We start from the raw sequence: 17,648 nt of genomic DNA, 5'->3' as shown, positions 1-17,648 counted from the left end.
CTGCTCACCACCACCAGCCCGGGTAGCCGTAACCGATGCCGGTGCCCCAGCGATTGCCCCATCCACCGTAGTACCCGCCGTAGACCGTCACGGGCGGCGGCGAATAATAGGCCCACGCGCGCGCGGCCGCTTCGGCCGCCATCGCGTTGTTTTGCTCGCGCAGCACCTGCTGGTCGATCTCGTCGTAGCGCTTGCGTTCGGCGCTCGACAGCACGGGCGGCTGGCCGCCCGACGCGCCCGGTTCGGGCAGGCGGCTCAGGATCGTGGCAGTCGGCGGGGGCATCGCGCAGCCGGCAAGCGCGAGCGTACCGGCGGCCAGGCTTGCCAGGACGAGAGTGCGGAGGGTGCAAAAGAGGCGGCGATTCATGTGTTTCTCCTGCGGCGCGCCGACCGCGGAAAGCGGCTTGCGCCGAAGGCCGTGCCTCCGGCGCCTGAACCGCGCGTGCGGCGCTCGTGCGTCATTATGCGCCCGCGCCGTGCCGCTGGCGGGCACGGGCGCGCGGTTCAGTGACGCTGGTCGGTCGCGGGTGCGATGCCGGTTTCGACACCGGGCGCCGCGAACAGTTGCGCGACGTCGACCGGATCGAATTCGTAGCGCTGGTTGCAGAACTCGCAGTGGATCTCGACGTGGCCGCGCTCGACGATCACGCTGTCGACTTCCTCGCGACCGAGCATGCGCAGCATCGCGCCGACCTTCTCGCGCGAGCACGAGCACTGGAAGCGCGTGCCGGCCGGTTCGAAGTGCTGCACGTTTTCCTGCCAGAACAGCCGGCGGAACACCACTTCCGGTTCGACTTCGAGCAGTTCCTTCGCGGACAGCGTGCCGCCGAGCGTGCACACGCGCTCCCACGTGTCGATATCGGTCTCGGCGTTGCGCGGCACGATGCCGCCGTCGCCCGGCAGCTTCTGCAGCAGCATCCCGACCGCGCGATCGCGATCGGCCGCGAGCCACAGCCGCGTGTCGAGCTGCTCCGAGTGATGCATGTAGTGCTCGAGTACCTGCGACACCGATTCGAGCGGGCCGTCGACGCCGTTCAGCGGCACGATACCCTGGTACGGCTGCTGGCCCGGCAGCTTGTCGGCCGGGTCGAGCGTGATCACGCAGCGGCCGTGGCCGCTCGCGTTGACGAGCGACGCGAAGCTCGTGTCGTCGTCGATCGTCTGCGCGGCGTCGCCCGAGAACTTCGCGGTGGCCCGCATCGACAGGTCGGACCCGCACTGGACGACCAGCATCTGGACCGGCCCGTCGCCGAAGATCTGCATGATCAGGGTGCCGTGAAATTTCAGGTTCGCGGACAGCAGCGCGCACGCGGCCATCATCTCGCCGAGCACCGTGCGCACGGGGGCAGGGTAGTCGCGGCGGGCGAGCACTTCCTGCCACGTGTTGCGCAGCGAAACGATCTCGCCGCGCACGGGCGCCGCATTGAACATGAATTTCTGTAACTGGTCGCTCACTCTTCTTCCTTGAAATCCGTGCGAATCACCCGATCCGCACGAGTTGCTCCTTGAAATGCGCGCGTCGCTCGACATATGTCTTCGCGTTTGCGCGCAGCCGCGCGACGTCTTCGGCCGACAGCTCGCGCACGACTTTCGCCGGTGCGCCGAGAATCAGCGAGTTGTCCGGGAACGTCTTGCCTTCCGTCACGACCGCGCCGGCACCCACCAGACAGTTGCGGCCGATGACCGCTCCATTCAAGACCACCGCCTGAATCCCGATCAGCGAACCTTCGCCGATCGTGCAGCCGTGCAGCATCGCCTGGTGCCCGATCGTCACGTTGTCCGCAATCGTCAGCGGAAAGCCCGGGTCGGTATGCAGGACCGCGCCTTCCTGGACGTTGCTGCCGGCGCCGACCGTGATCGTCTCGTTGTCGCCGCGAATCGTCGCGCCGAACCACACGCTCGCGTTTTCCTCGAGCACGACCTTGCCGATGATGGCCGCCGTGTCGGCGACGAATACGCTTTCGTGGATCGTCGGGGCCGTATCGCCCAGCTTGTAGATCGTCACGGGGTCTCCTTGTCTCTTCGATGATGGGCGCCGGTAGAATGGCGCGTCCGGTTTGCCCGGCGCCTGGCGCCGTGGAACAAACGCATATTGTAAACCGTCGCGTGCCTGTGCTCCCGCGACGCGTACGCAAGGTGTCCCCGTTTATGAGCATCGTGTCTTCTTCTTTCGGGCCGGCGCCCGCTTGTGTGCGCAGCGTGGCGCTCGACGCGCTGCGTATTGCCGAGCCGGCGGCCAAGGCCGCGCAGGTGCGCGCGCTGCACGATGCGCTGCGAGCCGGGCAGGCCGCGATCGCATCGTCGCTTCAGCTGCACGAACCGGCCGGTCTGCCCGGGCGCCCGGCGCGGCCGCCGCTCGTCGAGCCGCGCGCGCTGCAGCGGCGCAGCATGCGATCGCCGGAAGGGCGTGCCGTGCTGTTGCACGCGCTTGCCCATATCGAATTCAATGCGATCAACCTGGCGCTCGACGCAGTCTGGCGCTTCGCGGGTCTGCCGGACGCGTTCTACGCAGACTGGCTGAAGGTCGCGGCCGAGGAGGCCTATCACTTCACGCTGCTGTCCGACCGGCTCGCCGACGGGTTCGGGCATGCGTACGGCGATTTTCCCGCGCACAACGGACTGTGGGAGATGTGCGAGCGGACCAGGAACGACGTGCTCGCGCGCATGGCGCTCGTGCCGCGGACGCTCGAGGCCCGCGGGCTCGACGCGTCGCCGCCGATCCGCGCACGGCTCGTGCAGGCGGGCGACGATGCGTCGGCCGCGATCCTCGACGTGATCCTGCGCGACGAAATCGGCCATGTCGCGATCGGCAACCGCTGGTTCCGCCATCTGTGCGACGCCGCCGGGCGCGACCCCGTGCCGACCTACCGGCAGCTCGCCGAGCAGTACCACGCGCCACGACTGCGCGGCCCGTTCAATTTCGATGCGCGGCGCGATGCCGGCTTCGAGCAGGCCGAACTCGACGAACTGGCCGCCCAGAATGCGGCGGACGGACGTCCCGCACATTAGCCGGATCGCGTTCGGCCGCGTCCGGGTGGTCACCGCCGGCTCGCGCACCTGCGCGATGGCGTGTTGCCGGCCGGCGCTGGAGCGACCTCGCCGCTAGAGCGGTACCTCGATCGCCGGCCGCCGGAGCCGGGGGCCGCTATAATCGAACGACCATTCTTTTTTGGCGGTTGCAATGAGTGCCTCGAGTTCTGTTTCCGATTTCATCACGGTGCGCGGCGTCCAGCTGCATGTACGGCGCTGGGGCCGGCCCGATGCGCCGACGCTGTTCATGCTGCACGGCTGGATGGACGTCGCGGCGTCGTTCCAGTTCGTCGTCGATGCGCTCGCGGGCGACTGGCAGGTGATCGCGCCCGATGCGCGCGGCTTCGGGCTGTCCGACTGGCCGGTCGCGCGGCAGGGCGGCGGCCACTACTGGTTCCACGAGTACCTGGGCGACCTCGATGCGCTCGTCGACCGCTATGCGCCGACCGGCGAGGTCAACCTCATCGGACACAGCATGGGCGCGAACGTCGTGTGCCTGTATGCCGGCGCGCGGCCGGAACGCGTGCGCCGCGTGGTCGATCTCGAAGGGTTCGGGCTCGCGCCGGCCCGCGCCGAACAGGCGCCGCGCCGGCTGCGCGGCTGGCTCGACGAGCTGCGCGAGCCGCCCGCGCTGCGGCCGTACGCGTCCCTCGACGACGTGGCGGCGCGCCTGATCAAGACCAATCCGCGGCTCGACCCGCGCCGCGCCGCATTTCTCGCCGCGCACTGGTCGAAACGCGGCGACGACGGCCTCTACCATCTGCTGGCCGACCCCGCGCACAAGATGCCGGGCCCGCTGCTGTACCGGCTCGACGAAGTGATGGCGACCTGGAAGCAGGTGCGCGCGAAGGTGCTGCACGTCGAGGCCGTCAATTCGCCGACGCTCGCTTACATCGCCGGCGATATTCCTCTGCCCGAATTCAAGGCGCGCTTCAACGCGTTCCCCGACTGGCGCGAGAAGCTCATCGAGGATGCCGGCCACATGGTGCATCACGACCAGCCCGAGCAGATCGCGGCGCTGATCGAGGCGTTCTGCGCGTAGGCGCGTGGCCCGGGCGGCATGGCGGGCGGCCGGCGCAATTGCCGCATTGCAGTAGAATGAGGCCTTACCTGCCATGCCGACAATGAACGCCGATCTCCACTGCCATTCCAATGTTTCCGACGGGTTGCTGTCGCCTGCCGACGTCGCGCGCCGCGCGCATGCGGGCGGCGTGACCCTGTGGGCGCTGACCGATCACGACGAGATCGGCGGCCAGGCGGCGGCGCGCAGCGAGGCGGAAGCGCTCGGCATGCGCTACCTGAGCGGCGTCGAGATTTCGGTCACGTGGGCATCGCGCACGGTACACATCGTCGGTCTGAACATCGATCCCGCCCATCCGGCGCTGGTCGACGGCCTGTACCGCACGCGCCACGGCCGCGCGGCGCGCGCGCTGGCAATCGCCGAGCAGCTCGCGACGCTCGGCATTCCCGGCGCGTACGAAGGCGCGCTGAAATACGTGTCGAATCCCGACCTGATCTCGCGCACGCACTTCGCGCGCTTTCTCGTCGAAAACGGCCACGCCGAATCGACGTCGGATGTATTCGATCGCCTGCTCGGCGACGGCAAGCCCGGCTTCGTCCCGCATCGCTGGGCGTCCCTGTCCGACGCGGTCGGCTGGATCCGTGCGGCAGGCGGCGAAGCGGTGGTCGCGCATCCGGGCCGCTATCGCTATACGCCGGTCGAATTCGACGCGTTCTTCGGCGAGTTCATCGATCTCGGCGGCCGCGCGATCGAGGTCATCACGGGCAGCCACACGCCCGACCAGTACCGCGAATACGCGGACGTTGCACGCCGCTTCGGCTTCGAAGTGTCGCGCGGCTCGGATTTCCACGCGCCGGGCGAGGGCCGCATCGAGCTCGGCAGCCTGCCGCCGTTGCCGCCCGACCTGACACCGGTCTGGGAGCGCTGGCTCTGACGCCGGGCGGCTTCGGGCCGCCCGCGTGGCCGCCGATGCGCGCATCCGACTTCTCCCTCTTTACGTATCCTCATGTCCCAGTTCTTCAGGATTCATCCGGATAATCCGCAGCCGCGCCTGATCAAGCAGGCGGTGGAGATCGTCAACAAGGGCGGCGTGATCGCGATGCCGACCGATTCGAGCTATGCGCTCGCGTGCCATCTCGACGACAAGGATGCGGTCGAACGCGTGCGCCGGATTCGCGGCCTCGACGAGAAGCAGCACCTGTCGCTGCTCGTACGCGACCTGTCGGAGCTCGCCAACTTCGCGATGGTCGACAACCGCCAGTACCGGCAGATCAAGTCGGTGACGCCGGGCCCGTACGTGTTCATCCTGCAGGCGACGAAGGAAGTGCCGCGCCGGCTGTCGCACCCGTCGCGCAAGACGATCGGGCTGCGCGTGCCCGATCACGCGATCACGCTCGCGCTGCTGGAGTCGCTCAGCCAGCCGCTGCTCGGCACGACGCTGATCCTGCCGCCCGACGATGAACCGCTGAACGATCCCGAGGAAATCCGCACGCGGCTCGAGAAACAGGTCGACCTCGTGATCGACGGCGGCGCGTGCCCGCGCGAACCGTCGACGGTGATCGACCTGACCGGCGATGCGCCCGAACTCATCCGCGCGGGGCGCGGCGCGCTCGAACCGTTCGGACTCTCGGCCGCATGAGCGCGCCGTTCATTTCTACGCGAGTGCGCTTGTTACAATAACGCGATATGGATGCTTCCCTGATACAGACCATCGCCGTCTACGCGCTGCCCGTGATCTTCGCGATCACGCTGCACGAGGCCGCGCACGGCTACGCCGCGCGCCTGCTCGGCGACAACACCGCCTACGCGATGGGGCGCGTGTCGTTCAATCCGATGCGCCACATCGATCCGCTCGGCACGATCGCGATCCCGCTCGCGATGTACTTCCTGACCGGCGGTGCGTTCCTGTTCGGCTATGCGAAGCCGGTGCCGGTATCGTTCGGCAACCTGCGCAATCCGCGTTGGGGCAGCCTCTGGGTCGCGCTCGCGGGCCCGGCCTGCAACTTCGTGCAGGCGCTCGTCTGGGGCCTGCTGACCCTCGTGCTGCCGGCCGTCGGCGTCGACGAGCCGTTCTTCACGCGGATGGCGTTCGCCGGCGTCAGCGCGAACCTCGTGCTCGGCGTGCTGAACCTGTTTCCGCTGCCGCCGCTCGACGGCGGCCGCATCCTGGCGGCGCTGCTGCCGACCAGGCAATCGATCGCGCTGTCGCGCATCGAGCCATACGGTTTCATCATCGTCCTCGTGCTCGTCACGACGGGCGTGCTGACGAACTTCTGGCTGCGTCCGCTCGTCAATGTCGGCTACGCCGTCCTGAGCGCCATCCTGTCTCCCTTCGCCTCGCTTTTCTAACGACAATCATGTTCCCAGAACGTATTTTCTCCGGCATGCGACCCACCGGGTCGCTGCACCTCGGCCATTACCACGGCGTGCTGAAAAACTGGGTGAAGCTGCAGTCCGAGTACCCGTGCTTCTTCTGCGTCGTCGACTGGCATGCGCTGACGACGCACTACGAGACGCCCGAGGTCATCGAGAAGAACGTGTGGGACGTGCTGATCGACTGGCTCGCGTCCGGCATCGATCCCGCGCAGGCGACGCTGTTCATCCAGAGCAAGGTGCCCGAGCACGCGGAACTCGCGCTGCTGCTCGGCATGAGCACGCCGCTCGGCTGGCTCGAACGCGTGCCGACCTACAAGGAGCAGATGGAGAAGCTGAAGGACAAGGATCTGTCCACCTACGGCTTCCTCGGCTACCCGGTGCTGATGGCCGCCGACATCCTGCTGTATCGCGGCTCGCTCGTGCCGGTCGGCGAGGACCAGGTGCCGCACGTCGAGATGACGCGCGAGATCGCGCGCCGCTTCAACTACCTGTACGGCCGCGAGCCCGGTTTCGAGGAGAAGGCGCTCGAAGCCGCGAAGAAGCTCGGCGGCAAGCGCGCGAAGCTCTATCACGAACTGCGCAACGCGTATCAGCAGGAGGGCGACGACGAGGCGCTCGAACAGGCGCGCGCGATGCTGCAGGAATCGCAAAGCCTGTCGATGAGCGACCGCGAGCGCCTGTTCGGCTATCTCGAAGGTGCGCGCAAGATCATCCTGGTCGAGCCGCAGGCGCTGCTGACCGAAGCGTCGCGGATGCCGGGCCTCGACGGGCAGAAGATGTCCAAGTCGTACGGCAACACGATCGGCCTGCGTGAAGACGCCGACACGATCACGAAGAAGGTCCGCACGATGCCGACCGATCCCGCACGCGTGCGCCGCACCGATCCGGGCGATCCCGACAAATGCCCGGTGTGGCAGCTTCACCAGGTCTACACGGACGAAGCGACGCACGAATGGGTGCAGAAGGGCTGCCGTTCGGCGGGCATCGGCTGCCTCGACTGCAAGCAGCCGGTCGTCGAAGGCATCCTGCGCGAACAGCAGCCGATGCTCGAGCGCGCGCAGAAGTACATGGACGATCCGTCGCTGCTGCGTGCGATCGTCGCGGACGGTTGCGACAAGGCGCGCAAGTACGCGACGGAAACGATGCGCGACGTGCGCGACGCGATGGGCCTGTCGTACAACTGATCCGGCGCATGAGCGAATCCGTCATCGCCGCCGCGGGCGGCCACGTCGGCCAGGCCGAGCCGTCGCGCTGGGTCGCGCAATGGGCGCGGCTCGTGCCGGCCGGCGGGGCGGTGCTCGACGTCGCCGCGGGCGGCGGCCGCCATGCGCGCTGGTTCGCGTCGCGCGGGCATCCGGTCGTCGCGCTCGACCGTGACCCGGCCGCGCTGGCCGTGTTGCGCGCGATTCCGGGTGTCGACGCCCGAGACGCCGATCTCGAGGGCGCGCCATGGCCGCTGCCGGCCGGCGAGCAGTATGCGGCCGTAATCGTCACGAACTATCTGCATCGCCCGCTCTGGCCCCATCTGCTCGATGCCGTGGCGCCGGGCGGCGTGCTGATCTACGAAACCTTCGCGCAAGGAAACGAAACGGTCGGAAAACCGTCCAACCCCGCGTTCCTGCTCGCCCCGGGCGAGTTGCTGGACGCCGTGCGCGGCCGCCTCCGGGTGGTCGCGTACGAGGACGGTTTCATCGCCGCGCCGCGCGAGGCGTTCGTCCAGCGTCTTAGCGCAGTGCGCGAGGGCGCGACCCCGAAGGCGGGGGCGGGAATTCCACGTTACGAACTGCCCGGCTAATCCGCTACAATCTCAACGTTTACCGGTACACAATCAATCGCGTTTCATGGCTAACGGCACCCAAGACGGCATTCAAATCCGCGGCAGCATCCCCGCGATCGTCACCCCGATGCTCGAAGACGGCAGTCTCGACCTGCCGGCATTTCGCAAACTGGTCGACTGGCACATCGCGGAAGGCACCGATGCGCTCGTCGTCGTCGGTACGAGCGGCGAGTCGGCAACGCTCAGCGTCGAAGAGCACATCCTGATGATCCGCACGGCGGTCGAGCATGCGGCGAAACGCATTCCGATCATCGCGGGCGCGGGCGGCAATTCGACCGCCGAGGCGATCGAGCTGACGAAGCACGCGAAGGCCGTCGGCGCGGACGCGACGCTGCAGGTCGTGCCGTACTACAACAAGCCGACGCAGGAAGGCATGTACCGCCACTTCCGGACGATCGCCGAAGCGGTCGACCTGCCGGTGATCCTGTACAACGTGCCGGGCCGGACGGTCGCGGACATGGCGCACGAGACGACGCTGCGCCTCGCGCAGGTGCCGGGCATCATCGGCGTGAAGGAAGCGACCGGCAACATCGATCGCGCCGCACATCTGATCAAGGCCGCGCCGAAGCATTTCGCGATCTACAGCGGCGACGATCCGACTGCGATTGCGCTGATGCTGCTCGGCGGCCACGGCAACATCTCGGTGACCGCGAACGTCGCGCCGCGCGCGATGAGCGAGCTGTGCCGCGCGGCGCTGGCCGGCGACGTCGCAACGGCGCGCGAACTGCACATGAAGCTGCTGTCGCTGCACAAGAACCTGTTCATCGAAGCGAACCCGATCCCGGTGAAGTGGGCGCTGCAGGCGATGGGCAAGATGCAGGGCGGCATCCGGCTGCCGCTCACGCCGCTCGACGAGCGCTGCCACGATGCCGTACGTTCGGCCCTCGTCGAGGCCGGCGTTCTCGCCTGATGCCGAGGCGGCCGCGTCCTGCGGCCGCCGGCTCGACCCCTGATCAACCCGCACCGGCCGGCTCCGTCCGGCGCCGCTCCTGACGAGCGTTCTAGCAAGACGAAGGATTTCATGAAACGTTTCGCCATTTCCTCTCGCGCCATCCAGTTGTCGGTGGTGGCGCTGGCGCTGGGCGCGCTCGCTGGCTGCGATACGCTGAACGACTACCTGGCCCCCGACCGGGTCAACTACAAGAACACCGGGTCGGCGCCGCCGCTCGCGGTGCCGAGCGACCTGAAGCCGGTGCAGACGACGCAGCAGTTCGTCGCACCGCCGACCAACGCCGGGCTCGGCACGCTGCCGCCGCGGGCCACGACGCAAGCCGGCAACGCGACCGACGGCATTCCGAGCGCGCAGGATCCGCTCGGCATGCACATCGAGCGCGACGGCGATCGCCGCTGGCTCGTCGTCGACGGCCGGACGCCCGAGCAGCTGTGGCCGATCCTGAAGGAGTTCTGGCAGGAGAACGGCTTCTCGCTGAAGACCGATGCGCCGTCGACGGGCATCATGGCCACCGACTGGGCCGAGAACCGTGCGAACATTCCGGACGACTGGTTCCGCCGCACGATCGGCCGGGTCATCGATTTCGCGTACTCGTCGGGCACGCGCGACCGCTTCCGCACGCTCGTGAACCGCACGTCGGACGGCAACACCGACATCTCGATCACGCATAGCGCGATGGAAGAAATGATGGTCGGCCCGCAGGGCGGCACGTCGTCGCGTTGGGAAGAGCGTCCACGCAACCCGGTGCTCGAAGCCGTGTTCCTGTCGAAACTGATGCAGAAGTTCGGCCTGACCGACGCGCAGGCGAAGCAGTTGCTGACCGATGCGCGCCCCGCGACGGCGCCGGCGCAGGTCACCGACACGAGCGGCGGCGCGGCGACGCTGCAACTGGCCGAGTCGTTCGACCGTGCGTGGCTGCGCGTGGGCCTGGCGCTCGACCGGACCAACTTCACGGTCGACAATCGCGATCGCGAGAAGGGCGTCTACACCGTGCGCTATGCGAATTCGATGGAAGAGCTCAAGCGTGACGGCCTGTTCGGCAAGCTGTTCTACGGCGGCCCGTCGGCGGCGAAGCCGGGCAAGGAATACCTGATCAACTTGCGCGCGGCAGGCGCCGGCGGCACGCAGGTGGCGGTGATTGGCGCGAACGGCCAGGTCGACAACTCGTCCGACGCGCAGCGGATCATTTCGCTGCTGCACGCGCAACTGAACTGAGCGCGTGCGATTCGCCAGCCTCGGAAGCGGCAGCGAAGGCAACGCGCTGGTCGTCGAGGCCTCGAGCGGCACGACGACCACCCGCGTGCTGCTCGACTGCGGCTTTTCTGCCAAGGAGGTCGAGCGCCGGCTCGGCCGACTGAATCTCTGCATCGCCGATCTCGATGCGATCCTCGTTACCCACGAACACAGCGACCACGTCGGCAGCGCGCTGACGCTTGCGCGCCGCGCGTCGCTGCCGCTCTACATGAGCTGGGGCACCGCGCGCGCGGTCGGCGCGGACGAGGCCGATGTCGATCTCCACGTGCTGTGGGGCGACGAGACGGCTGCGATACGCGATCTGGCCGTGATGCCCTATACGGTCCCGCACGATGCGCGGGAACCGCTCCAGTTCGTGTTCATGGACGGAAACCGCCGGCTCGGCGTGCTGACGGACGTCGGGATGGCTACGCCGCACATCACGGCCGTTCTGAGCGGCTGTGACGCGCTGGTACTCGAATCCAACCACGATACCGCGATGCTGGCCGCCAGCCGCTATCCGCAGTCGCTGAAGGCGCGGATCGGCGGCAACCACGGCCACCTGAGCAACGACGCGGCGGCCGGCATCCTCGCATCGCTCGAACGCAGTCGTCTGCAGCACCTGGTCGCGGCCCATCTCAGCCAGCAGAACAACCTGCCGGAACTGGCCCGCCAGGCGTTTGGCGGCGTGCTCGGGACGGACGGGGAAGACGTGGTCGTGGCCTCGCAGGATGCGGGCTTCGACTGGCTGATGCTCGGATGAGCGGGCAGGGCTGCTGCGGCGGCCCGAAGTGGCTGCCGGGCGATCGATTCGAAAGCGGCAGACGTAAAAAAACCGGCCCTCGGGCCGGTTTTTTTTCAGCTGATGCTGAAGGCTTACTGGCTTGCGCCCGAAGCCGGAGCAGCCGTCGCTGCCGAAGCAGCCGACGCCACTGCAGCAGCAGCGTCGCTCGCAGCAGCCGTTGCCGACGAAGCAGCAGCCGAAGCGTCGCTCGCAGCGCCAGCAACTGCCGAAGCAGCCGACGAAGCAGCAGCCGATGCGTCGCTAGCAGCCGACGATGCAGCTTGATCAGCGCTCTTGTTGCAAGCAGCCAGTGCAACAGCAGCCAACAGGGAAGCTACGAGGAGGGATTTCTTCATGATCACGTCCTTTTATGGTTAAAGGTAAGCAACAGCGCGAAACAATACCGGTAATGTGCTCCAACACCGACCTGGGCCGCTGGTGGAGATGCACTTCTTAGAGCGTGAATCTTCCCTACGGCTTGGGCGGAAATTATATGCACTTTCCTATCGACCGTCGACAAATGCGGGGTCAATACGTTGTCTTTCCCATACAGAATTTGATCTGTATGGGCATACGGGGCGACTCACACTAATTCCGGCTTCCGACCCGTATCCAGCCCGCACGATACCACTCGTGCAACAAGGCTGTCATTGAGGGAACCCGGGATAGTGTTACAAACCGTTTCGCCTCCATCTGGCGTTGATTGGCCAGTTCGGGCAGCCATTCCTCGGCTTGCTCGAGTGGCCCTTCCTCGCCATTAATGAAGTACGAGCGCGCGTTATACATCAATGCGGCCCTTCTGTCGAGACACACGCCACGGCGCGATGCCTGCGTGACGAACGCGGCCTCGGACAGCGGGCGCTCGGGCGGGTCGAAAACGACGTTCGATTTGGGCTCGCTCAGGTAGCAGCCGAGGAATTCGGCGACGTCGCGCTTGCGCCAGCGGATCGCGTCGACGATCTCGGCCACACGGTCGACCATGGCCGGCGGCAGTTGCGCGGGCGCGTCGACGGCCGGCTGCTTCGGATCGCGGTAGAGGTCGTCGCCGCCCGCGTCGCGCAGGCCGCCGCGCTCCGCGAGGTAGTACAGGAACTGGGCGCCCAGCTCGCCGGCGGACGGGGCCCGGAAGCCGATCGAGCAGGTCATGCACTCGCCTTCGGCGACGCCGTCGTGCGCGATGTGCGGCGGCAGGTACAGCATGTCGCCGGGCTCCAGCACCCATTCGTCGCTCGGCTCGAAGTTCTCGAGGATCTTCAGCGGGACGTCCGCCTGCAGCGACAGGTCCTTCTGCGCGCCGACCCGCCAGCGGCGCCGGCCTTCGACCTGCAGCAGGAAGACGTCGTACGAATCGAAGTGCGGGCCGACACCGCCGCCGTCCGTCGCATACGAGATCATCAGGTCGTCCAGCCGCGCGTCGGGGACGAAGCGGAAGCGGTCGAGCAGCGCACGGGCCGCGTCGACGTGCAGGTCTAGCCCCTGCACGAGCAAGGTCCAGGATTTGCGCGTGACCGCGGGCAGCGAGTCGGGCTCGAACGGACCGTGCGACAGTTGCCACTTGTTACGAAAATGGGTGATCAATCGCGATTCCGCGTCATAGTCGGCGGCGAGCTCGAACAATGCATCGCGCGTGACGGGCGACGCGACGCCGGGGATCGCCTGGCGGATCAGCAGCGGCTTCTTTTGCCAGTAGCCGCGCATGAATTGCGCCGGCGTCAGGCCGCCGAGCAGCGGTGTGGGAAGATCGGAAGGCGGCGCGCCGAGCGGGGCGGCAGCGGCATCCCGCGGTTCGGCTTGAGACCGGTTGCGCATCGTATAATGAGACTTGTATTTGGGAGAATTGGATGAAAATCGCAAAAAACACCGTCGTGTCGGTCACTTACAAGCTGTCGGACGCACAGGGCAATCTGATCGAGGAAAGCGACGAGCCGATGGTCTATCTGCACGGCGGCTATGATGGCACGTTCCCCAAGATCGAGGAACAGCTCGACGGCCACGAGGCGGGCTATCAGGCGCAGATCCAGCTCGAGCCGGAAGACGCGTTCGGCGACTACGATCCCGAACTCGTGAAGATCGAGCCGCGCGACCGTTTTCCCGAGCCGCTCGAAGTGGGCATGCAGTTCGAAGGCACGCCGGAAGACGGTGACGAGGAAGCCGACTCGCTGATCTATACGGTCACCGACATCGCCGACGACAAGGTCGTGCTCGACGGCAATCACCCGCTGGCGGGCATGGCGCTGCGTTTCGCGCTGACCGTGAAGGACGTTCGCGAAGCCACCGAAGACGAAATCGAGCACGAGCACGCGCATGGCGCGGAAGGGCTCGAGATCGTCGACGAGGATGACGACGAAGACGGCGAAGCGCCGTCAGGGCGTACGCTGCACTGAGCTCGCCGGCAGGCCCGGCGCCGGCCCCGATGCGGGGGGCGGTGCCGGCCACGACGCGCCGCCCGGTGCGGCGCCGTCGCCCTGCAGCGGCGGCGCGACCGACGACGCGTCGGGCAGCGCCGGCAGCGCGGGAATTTCCGGCATCTGCGGCAGCGGCACGTCGTCGCGCGGCGCGAGCGGCAGTGTGGGCGGCACCGGCAGGTTCTTCGGCACCTCCTGCAGGCTCACGTTGAAGATCGTCTGCCGCGCCGGCGATACGCTGACCTTCACCCACTGATTCGCCGGATGGCGCGGTCCGATCGCGACGCGCGTCACGTTTCCTATCAGCTCACCGTCGTCGCCATGCAGCGGACGGTCGATCAGAAAGCCGTTCGCCAGCGGTTCGCCGCTCGCGTGCATCACCAGGATCGGGCCGCGGAATGTCGCCGCCGCCTTCACCAGCGTTCGTTTCAGCTCACGGAAGCCGTCGCGCACGCGCGGCCGGTTGAAACGCAGCCACGCGAAGCGCTCCGAACGTTCATAGCGTTCGAACTGCGGATCGCCTTCGAAAATCACGACCATCGCGCGCGCTTCGCGCCGCTTCGCATATTCGGCCGCGTGGTCGATCCAGAAGCCGTTCGCGACGATGCGATCCTCGAATTCGCCGTTGCGGCCGCCCGCCGTCAAATAATGGTTGTTCGGCGCCGGCGCATTGAGTGCGACGTAGACGATGTCGTCGCGCATCCAGCGTGCGTTCTCGCGATACGGCCGGAACCGCGCGACTTCGCTCTCCCGCGTAATCTGCAGCGCGCCGGGGTCGGGCAGCGCCGCGTCGGCGAGCAGCGTCTGCCGCAGGAAATCGAGCCGCTCGACCGGGTCGTAGCCGCCGCCGGCCGCGGTGCTGCACGCGATCCAGTCGTCGTGGCCGGGAATGAACACGAGCGGCACGCGCGCTGAATCCAGGATCGCGCCGCGCTGCGAATACAGCGTATCGCGGCACGCTTCCTTCGAGCCTTTGAGATCGCCCGCGTAGACGACGAATGCGAGGTTGCGCTCGCGTGCGATCGCATCGAGCAGCCGCTGCGCAGCCGGTTCGTCCGCCGGGACGTTGATGACGCCCGACACGACCGCGAACGAGTAGGGCGCCGCGCCGCGCTTGGGCGGCGCGGCCAGCGCACCGGCCTGCGCGAGCACAAGGACCGCCGCGACGAGCGCGGCGGCGGCGCGGGCCGGCAGGCCGCGCGGAATGCGCTTACGCGTGCCCGTCGGCATCGTGCGACCGGACCAGCGTACGCAGTTCGTACAGCAGGTCGAGCGCCTCGCGCGGCTTGAGATCGTCGGGATCGATGTCGCGCAGCTTTTCGAGCGCCGGATGCGGCGTGTCGGGCAGCGCCGGCGCGTCCGCGCATTCGAGATCGTCGACGGCCGCCGGCGGCGCGCTGAAAAGATCGAGTTGCGGCGTGTGCCGGGATGCCGACTGCTGTTCGAGATACGCGAGGTGCTTGCGCGCCGCGCGGATCACCGGCGCCGGGACGCCCGCGAGCTGCGCGACCTGGAGGCCGTAGCTCTGGTTCGCCGGGCCTTCGTTGACTGCGTGCAGGAACACGATCCCGTGGCCGTGCTCGACCGCCGACAGATGGACGTTGGCCGCTTGCGGGAATTCGGCCGGCAGTTGCGTCAGCTCGAAGTAGTGCGTCGCGAACAGCGTGTAGCACCCGTTGTGCGCGAGCAGGTGGCGCGCGATGGCCCAGGCGAGCGCGAGGCCGTCGAAGGTCGACGTGCCGCGGCCGATCTCGTCCATCAGCACGAGGCTTTGCGGCGTCGCGTCGTTGAGGATCGCCGCGGCTTCGGTCATCTCGACCATGAAGGTCGAGCGGCCGCCCGCGAGATCGTCGGCCGCGCCGATGCGCGTGAAGATCCGGTCGATCGGGCCGAAGCACGCCGACTTCGCCGGCACGTAGCTGCCGACGTACGCCATCAGCGCGATCAGCGCGGTCTGCCGCATGAACGTCGACTTACCGCCCATGTTCGGGCCGGTGATCAGCAGCAGCTTGCGTTCGGCGCCGAACCGGCAGTCGTTCGCGATGAACTGCTCGACCTGCGCTTCGACGACCGGATGGCGACCCTGTTCGATTTCGATGCCGATCTCGTCGGTGAAGGTCGGCGCGACCCAGTCGAGCGCGCGTGCGCGTTCGGCGAACGCGGCCAGCAGGTCGAGTTCGGCGAGGGCCGACGCGACGCGCTGGCATTCGGGGATGAACGGCAGCAGCGCCTGCAGCACCGAGTCGTACAGCGCGCGCTCGCGCGCCAATGCACGTTCCTGCGCGGACAGCGCCTTGTCCTCGAAGGTCTTCAGTTCCGGCGTGATGTAGCGCTCGGCGTTCTTCAGCGTCTGGCGGCGACGGTAATCGTCGGGCACCTTGTCGGTCTGACCGCGCGTGACCTCGATGTAGAAACCGTGCACCTTGTTGTATTCGACGCGCAGGTTCGCGATGCCGGTGCGCGCGCGCTCGCGCGCTTCCAGATCGATCAGGAACTGCCCGCAGTTCTCCGAAATGTCGCGCAGCTCATCGAGCTCGGCATCGTAGCCGCGCGCGATCACGCCGCCGTCGCGCACCATCGCGGCCGGCTCGGTGGCGATCGCGCTCGTCAGCAGGTCGAGGCATTCGGCGGGCGGCGCGAGCGCCGCGTCGACGCGCGCGAGCGCATCCGCGTTCGCGACGATCGCGCCGATGCGCTCGCGCAGCGCCGGCAGCGCGGCGAACGTGTCGCGCAGGCTCGACAGGTCGCGCGGGCGCGCGGACAGCAGCGCGAGCCGCCCGGTGATCCGCTCGACGTCGGCGATCTGGCGCAGCGCGCTGCGCAGCGCATCGAGGCTCGCATTGGCTGGTGCCTCGAGCAGCGCGCCGATCGCCTGCTGGCGCGACTGCGCGGCGACCGACGCGCGCGGCGGGTGATGCAGCCAGTGACGCAGCAGGCGGCTGCCCATCGTCGTGCAGCAGGTGTCGAGCAGCGAATACAGCGTGGGCGACTCGGTGCCGCGCAGCGTCTCGGTCAGCTCGAGGTTGCGGCGCGTGGCCGGATCGAGCCCGATGTATTCGGTTTCGTTCTCGACCTTCAGGCTGCGCACGTGCCGCAGTTGCTGGCCTTGCGTGGCCGCTGCGTAGAGCAGCAGCGCGCCGGCCGCGCCGCACGCGCTCGTCAGCGAATGCGCGCCGAAACCGTCGAGGCTCGCGACGTCGAGCTGGTCGCACAGACGCTGCGTGCCCGATGCGATGTCGAAGTGCCAGGCCGGCACGCGCTTGCTTGTGCCCGCGCCGGAGGGGAGGGCGTCGGTTGCGCCGTCCGGCGTCAGGATTTCGGCCGGCCGGATGCGTTCGAGCGCGGCGGCGAGCTGCTCGGGCTCGATTTCGGCGAGCCGTAACGCACCGCTCGCGAGATTCAGCCACGCGAGCCCGATATTGACCGCGACGCCGCGCTTGTTGTGGCCGGTGCACATCGCGAGCAGGTAGACGTCGTTCTTGTCGGACAGCAGCGCGGCATCGGTCAGCGTGCCGGGCGTGACGACGCGCACGACCTTGCGCTCGACCGGGCCCTTCGACGTGGCCGGATCGCCGATCTGCTCGCAGATCGCGACCGATTCGCCCATCTTCACGAGCTTCGCCAGATACTGCTCGACCGCGTGATGCGGGACGCCGGCCATCTTGATCGGCGTGCCGGCCGACGCACCGCGCTGCGTGAGGGTCAGGTCGAGCAGGCGGGCCGCTTTTTCCGCATCCTCGAAGAACAGCTCGTAGAAGTCGCCCATCCGGTAGAAGACGAGCGTGTCCGGATGATCGGCCTTGATGCGCAGGTACTGCTGCATCATCGGGGTGTGGCCTGCGAAGGCTTCGGGCGACAGCGTGGTCATAGGTCAGGCATGAAGTTGTTGCTTGGGTTGCCCGAGTTTACCAGTGGCTTCGACGCGAACGTGCGAAGTTGGCCGTTTGGCCGAATGCCGGCGGCGCCGTGCAGCGGTACCCGACCTCGAGCGGCGGCTCACGATCGCCTGC

The 17,648-nt window shown here is 67.7% G+C and carries 18 protein-coding genes and 1 pseudogene; 12 read left to right on the top strand and 7 right to left on the bottom strand.

Features of this window, described 5'->3' with window-relative positions; all coding sequences use genetic code 11:
• Window positions 1-4: 4 nt before the first annotated feature.
• The 3 genes from A9Z05_RS08705 to A9Z05_RS08695 all read right to left on the bottom strand — a co-directional run bounded on the left by A9Z05_RS08705 (window position 5) and on the right by A9Z05_RS08695 (window position 2,005).
• Entirely contained in the window at window positions 5-367 is a 363-nt protein-coding gene (locus A9Z05_RS08705) for a hypothetical protein (RefSeq protein ID WP_069617729.1), read from the bottom strand.
• Window positions 368-504: 137 nt separating this feature from the next.
• Window positions 505-1,455: an Hsp33 family molecular chaperone HslO gene (hslO, locus tag A9Z05_RS08700; protein ID WP_069617728.1), complete on the bottom strand. Its 951-nt coding sequence runs from the start codon at window positions 1,453-1,455 to the stop codon at window positions 505-507.
• 25 nt (window positions 1,456-1,480) lie between these two features.
• A complete protein-coding gene (locus A9Z05_RS08695; RefSeq protein ID WP_069617727.1) occupies window positions 1,481-2,005 on the bottom strand; it encodes a gamma carbonic anhydrase family protein in 525 nt (174 codons plus the stop codon).
• A 143-nt stretch (window positions 2,006-2,148) separates the two neighbouring features.
• Between A9Z05_RS08695 and A9Z05_RS08690 the strand changes: the two genes are divergently transcribed.
• The 11 genes from A9Z05_RS08690 (at window position 2,149) to A9Z05_RS36840 (ending at window position 11,498) form a co-directional block, all read left to right on the top strand.
• Entirely contained in the window at window positions 2,149-3,009 is an 861-nt protein-coding gene (locus tag A9Z05_RS08690; protein WP_069617726.1) for a ferritin-like domain-containing protein, read from the top strand.
• A 172-nt stretch (window positions 3,010-3,181) separates the two neighbouring features.
• Window positions 3,182-4,072 carry an alpha/beta fold hydrolase gene (locus tag A9Z05_RS08685; protein ID WP_069617725.1) on the top strand — a complete coding sequence of 297 codons (891 nt, stop codon included), beginning with the start codon at window positions 3,182-3,184 and terminating at the stop codon, window positions 4,070-4,072.
• An 82-nt stretch (window positions 4,073-4,154) separates the two neighbouring features.
• On the top strand, window positions 4,155-4,985 hold the full coding sequence (locus tag A9Z05_RS08680; protein ID WP_041492088.1) for a 3',5'-nucleoside bisphosphate phosphatase: 831 nt from the start codon (window positions 4,155-4,157) through the stop codon (window positions 4,983-4,985).
• A gap of 72 nt (window positions 4,986-5,057) precedes the next feature.
• Window positions 5,058-5,690: an L-threonylcarbamoyladenylate synthase gene (locus tag A9Z05_RS08675; RefSeq protein WP_069617724.1), complete on the top strand. Its 633-nt coding sequence runs from the start codon at window positions 5,058-5,060 to the stop codon at window positions 5,688-5,690.
• Between the two features lie 47 nt (window positions 5,691-5,737).
• A complete protein-coding gene (locus tag A9Z05_RS08670) occupies window positions 5,738-6,400 on the top strand; it encodes a site-2 protease family protein (protein ID WP_011549479.1) in 663 nt (220 codons plus the stop codon).
• A gap of 8 nt (window positions 6,401-6,408) precedes the next feature.
• Window positions 6,409-7,611 carry a tryptophan--tRNA ligase gene (locus A9Z05_RS08665; RefSeq protein WP_012328807.1) on the top strand — a complete coding sequence of 401 codons (1,203 nt, stop codon included), beginning with the start codon at window positions 6,409-6,411 and terminating at the stop codon, window positions 7,609-7,611.
• Between the two features lie 8 nt (window positions 7,612-7,619).
• On the top strand, window positions 7,620-8,222 hold the full coding sequence (locus A9Z05_RS08660; RefSeq protein WP_069617723.1) for a bifunctional 2-polyprenyl-6-hydroxyphenol methylase/3-demethylubiquinol 3-O-methyltransferase UbiG: 603 nt from the start codon (window positions 7,620-7,622) through the stop codon (window positions 8,220-8,222).
• Between the two features lie 46 nt (window positions 8,223-8,268).
• Window positions 8,269-9,174, top strand: a complete 906-nt coding sequence (dapA, locus tag A9Z05_RS08655) for a 4-hydroxy-tetrahydrodipicolinate synthase (protein WP_069617722.1) — start codon at window positions 8,269-8,271, stop codon at window positions 9,172-9,174.
• A 111-nt stretch (window positions 9,175-9,285) separates the two neighbouring features.
• Window positions 9,286-10,431 carry an outer membrane protein assembly factor BamC gene (gene bamC / locus A9Z05_RS08650; RefSeq protein WP_069617721.1) on the top strand — a complete coding sequence of 382 codons (1,146 nt, stop codon included), beginning with the start codon at window positions 9,286-9,288 and terminating at the stop codon, window positions 10,429-10,431.
• A 4-nt stretch (window positions 10,432-10,435) separates the two neighbouring features.
• Window positions 10,436-11,212 carry an MBL fold metallo-hydrolase gene (locus A9Z05_RS08645; protein ID WP_069617720.1) on the top strand — a complete coding sequence of 259 codons (777 nt, stop codon included), beginning with the start codon at window positions 10,436-10,438 and terminating at the stop codon, window positions 11,210-11,212.
• A 121-nt stretch (window positions 11,213-11,333) separates the two neighbouring features.
• Entirely contained in the window at window positions 11,334-11,498 is a 165-nt protein-coding gene (locus A9Z05_RS36840; protein WP_176730179.1) for a hypothetical protein, read from the top strand.
• A gap of 20 nt (window positions 11,499-11,518) precedes the next feature.
• Here A9Z05_RS36840 and A9Z05_RS38365 read toward each other — a convergent pair.
• Window positions 11,519-11,765 (bottom strand): annotated as a pseudogene (locus A9Z05_RS38365) (hypothetical protein).
• A 56-nt stretch (window positions 11,766-11,821) separates the two neighbouring features.
• Window positions 11,822-13,042 carry a cupin domain-containing protein gene (locus tag A9Z05_RS08640; protein ID WP_069617719.1) on the bottom strand — a complete coding sequence of 407 codons (1,221 nt, stop codon included), beginning with the start codon at window positions 13,040-13,042 and terminating at the stop codon, window positions 11,822-11,824.
• Window positions 13,043-13,074: 32 nt separating this feature from the next.
• Between A9Z05_RS08640 and A9Z05_RS08635 the strand changes: the two genes are divergently transcribed.
• Window positions 13,075-13,617, top strand: a complete 543-nt coding sequence (locus A9Z05_RS08635) for a peptidylprolyl isomerase (protein WP_069617718.1) — start codon at window positions 13,075-13,077, stop codon at window positions 13,615-13,617.
• Here the strand turns inward: A9Z05_RS08635 and A9Z05_RS08630 are convergent.
• Window positions 13,597-14,868 carry a hypothetical protein gene (locus A9Z05_RS08630; protein ID WP_176730178.1) on the bottom strand — a complete coding sequence of 424 codons (1,272 nt, stop codon included), beginning with the start codon at window positions 14,866-14,868 and terminating at the stop codon, window positions 13,597-13,599. The two genes, A9Z05_RS08635 and A9Z05_RS08630, sit on opposite strands and share 21 nt — an antisense overlap.
• On the bottom strand, window positions 14,849-17,506 hold the full coding sequence (gene mutS, locus A9Z05_RS08625) for a DNA mismatch repair protein MutS (protein WP_069617717.1): 2,658 nt from the start codon (window positions 17,504-17,506) through the stop codon (window positions 14,849-14,851). Before mutS ends, A9Z05_RS08630 begins: the two co-directional genes overlap by 20 nt.
• Window positions 17,507-17,648 lie beyond the last annotated feature (142 nt).

Source organism: Burkholderia sp. A2 (assembly GCF_001729305.1).
Lineage (GTDB): Bacteria > Pseudomonadota > Gammaproteobacteria > Burkholderiales > Burkholderiaceae > Burkholderia > Burkholderia sola.
This window is presented reverse-complemented; position numbering and strand designations above follow the sequence as displayed.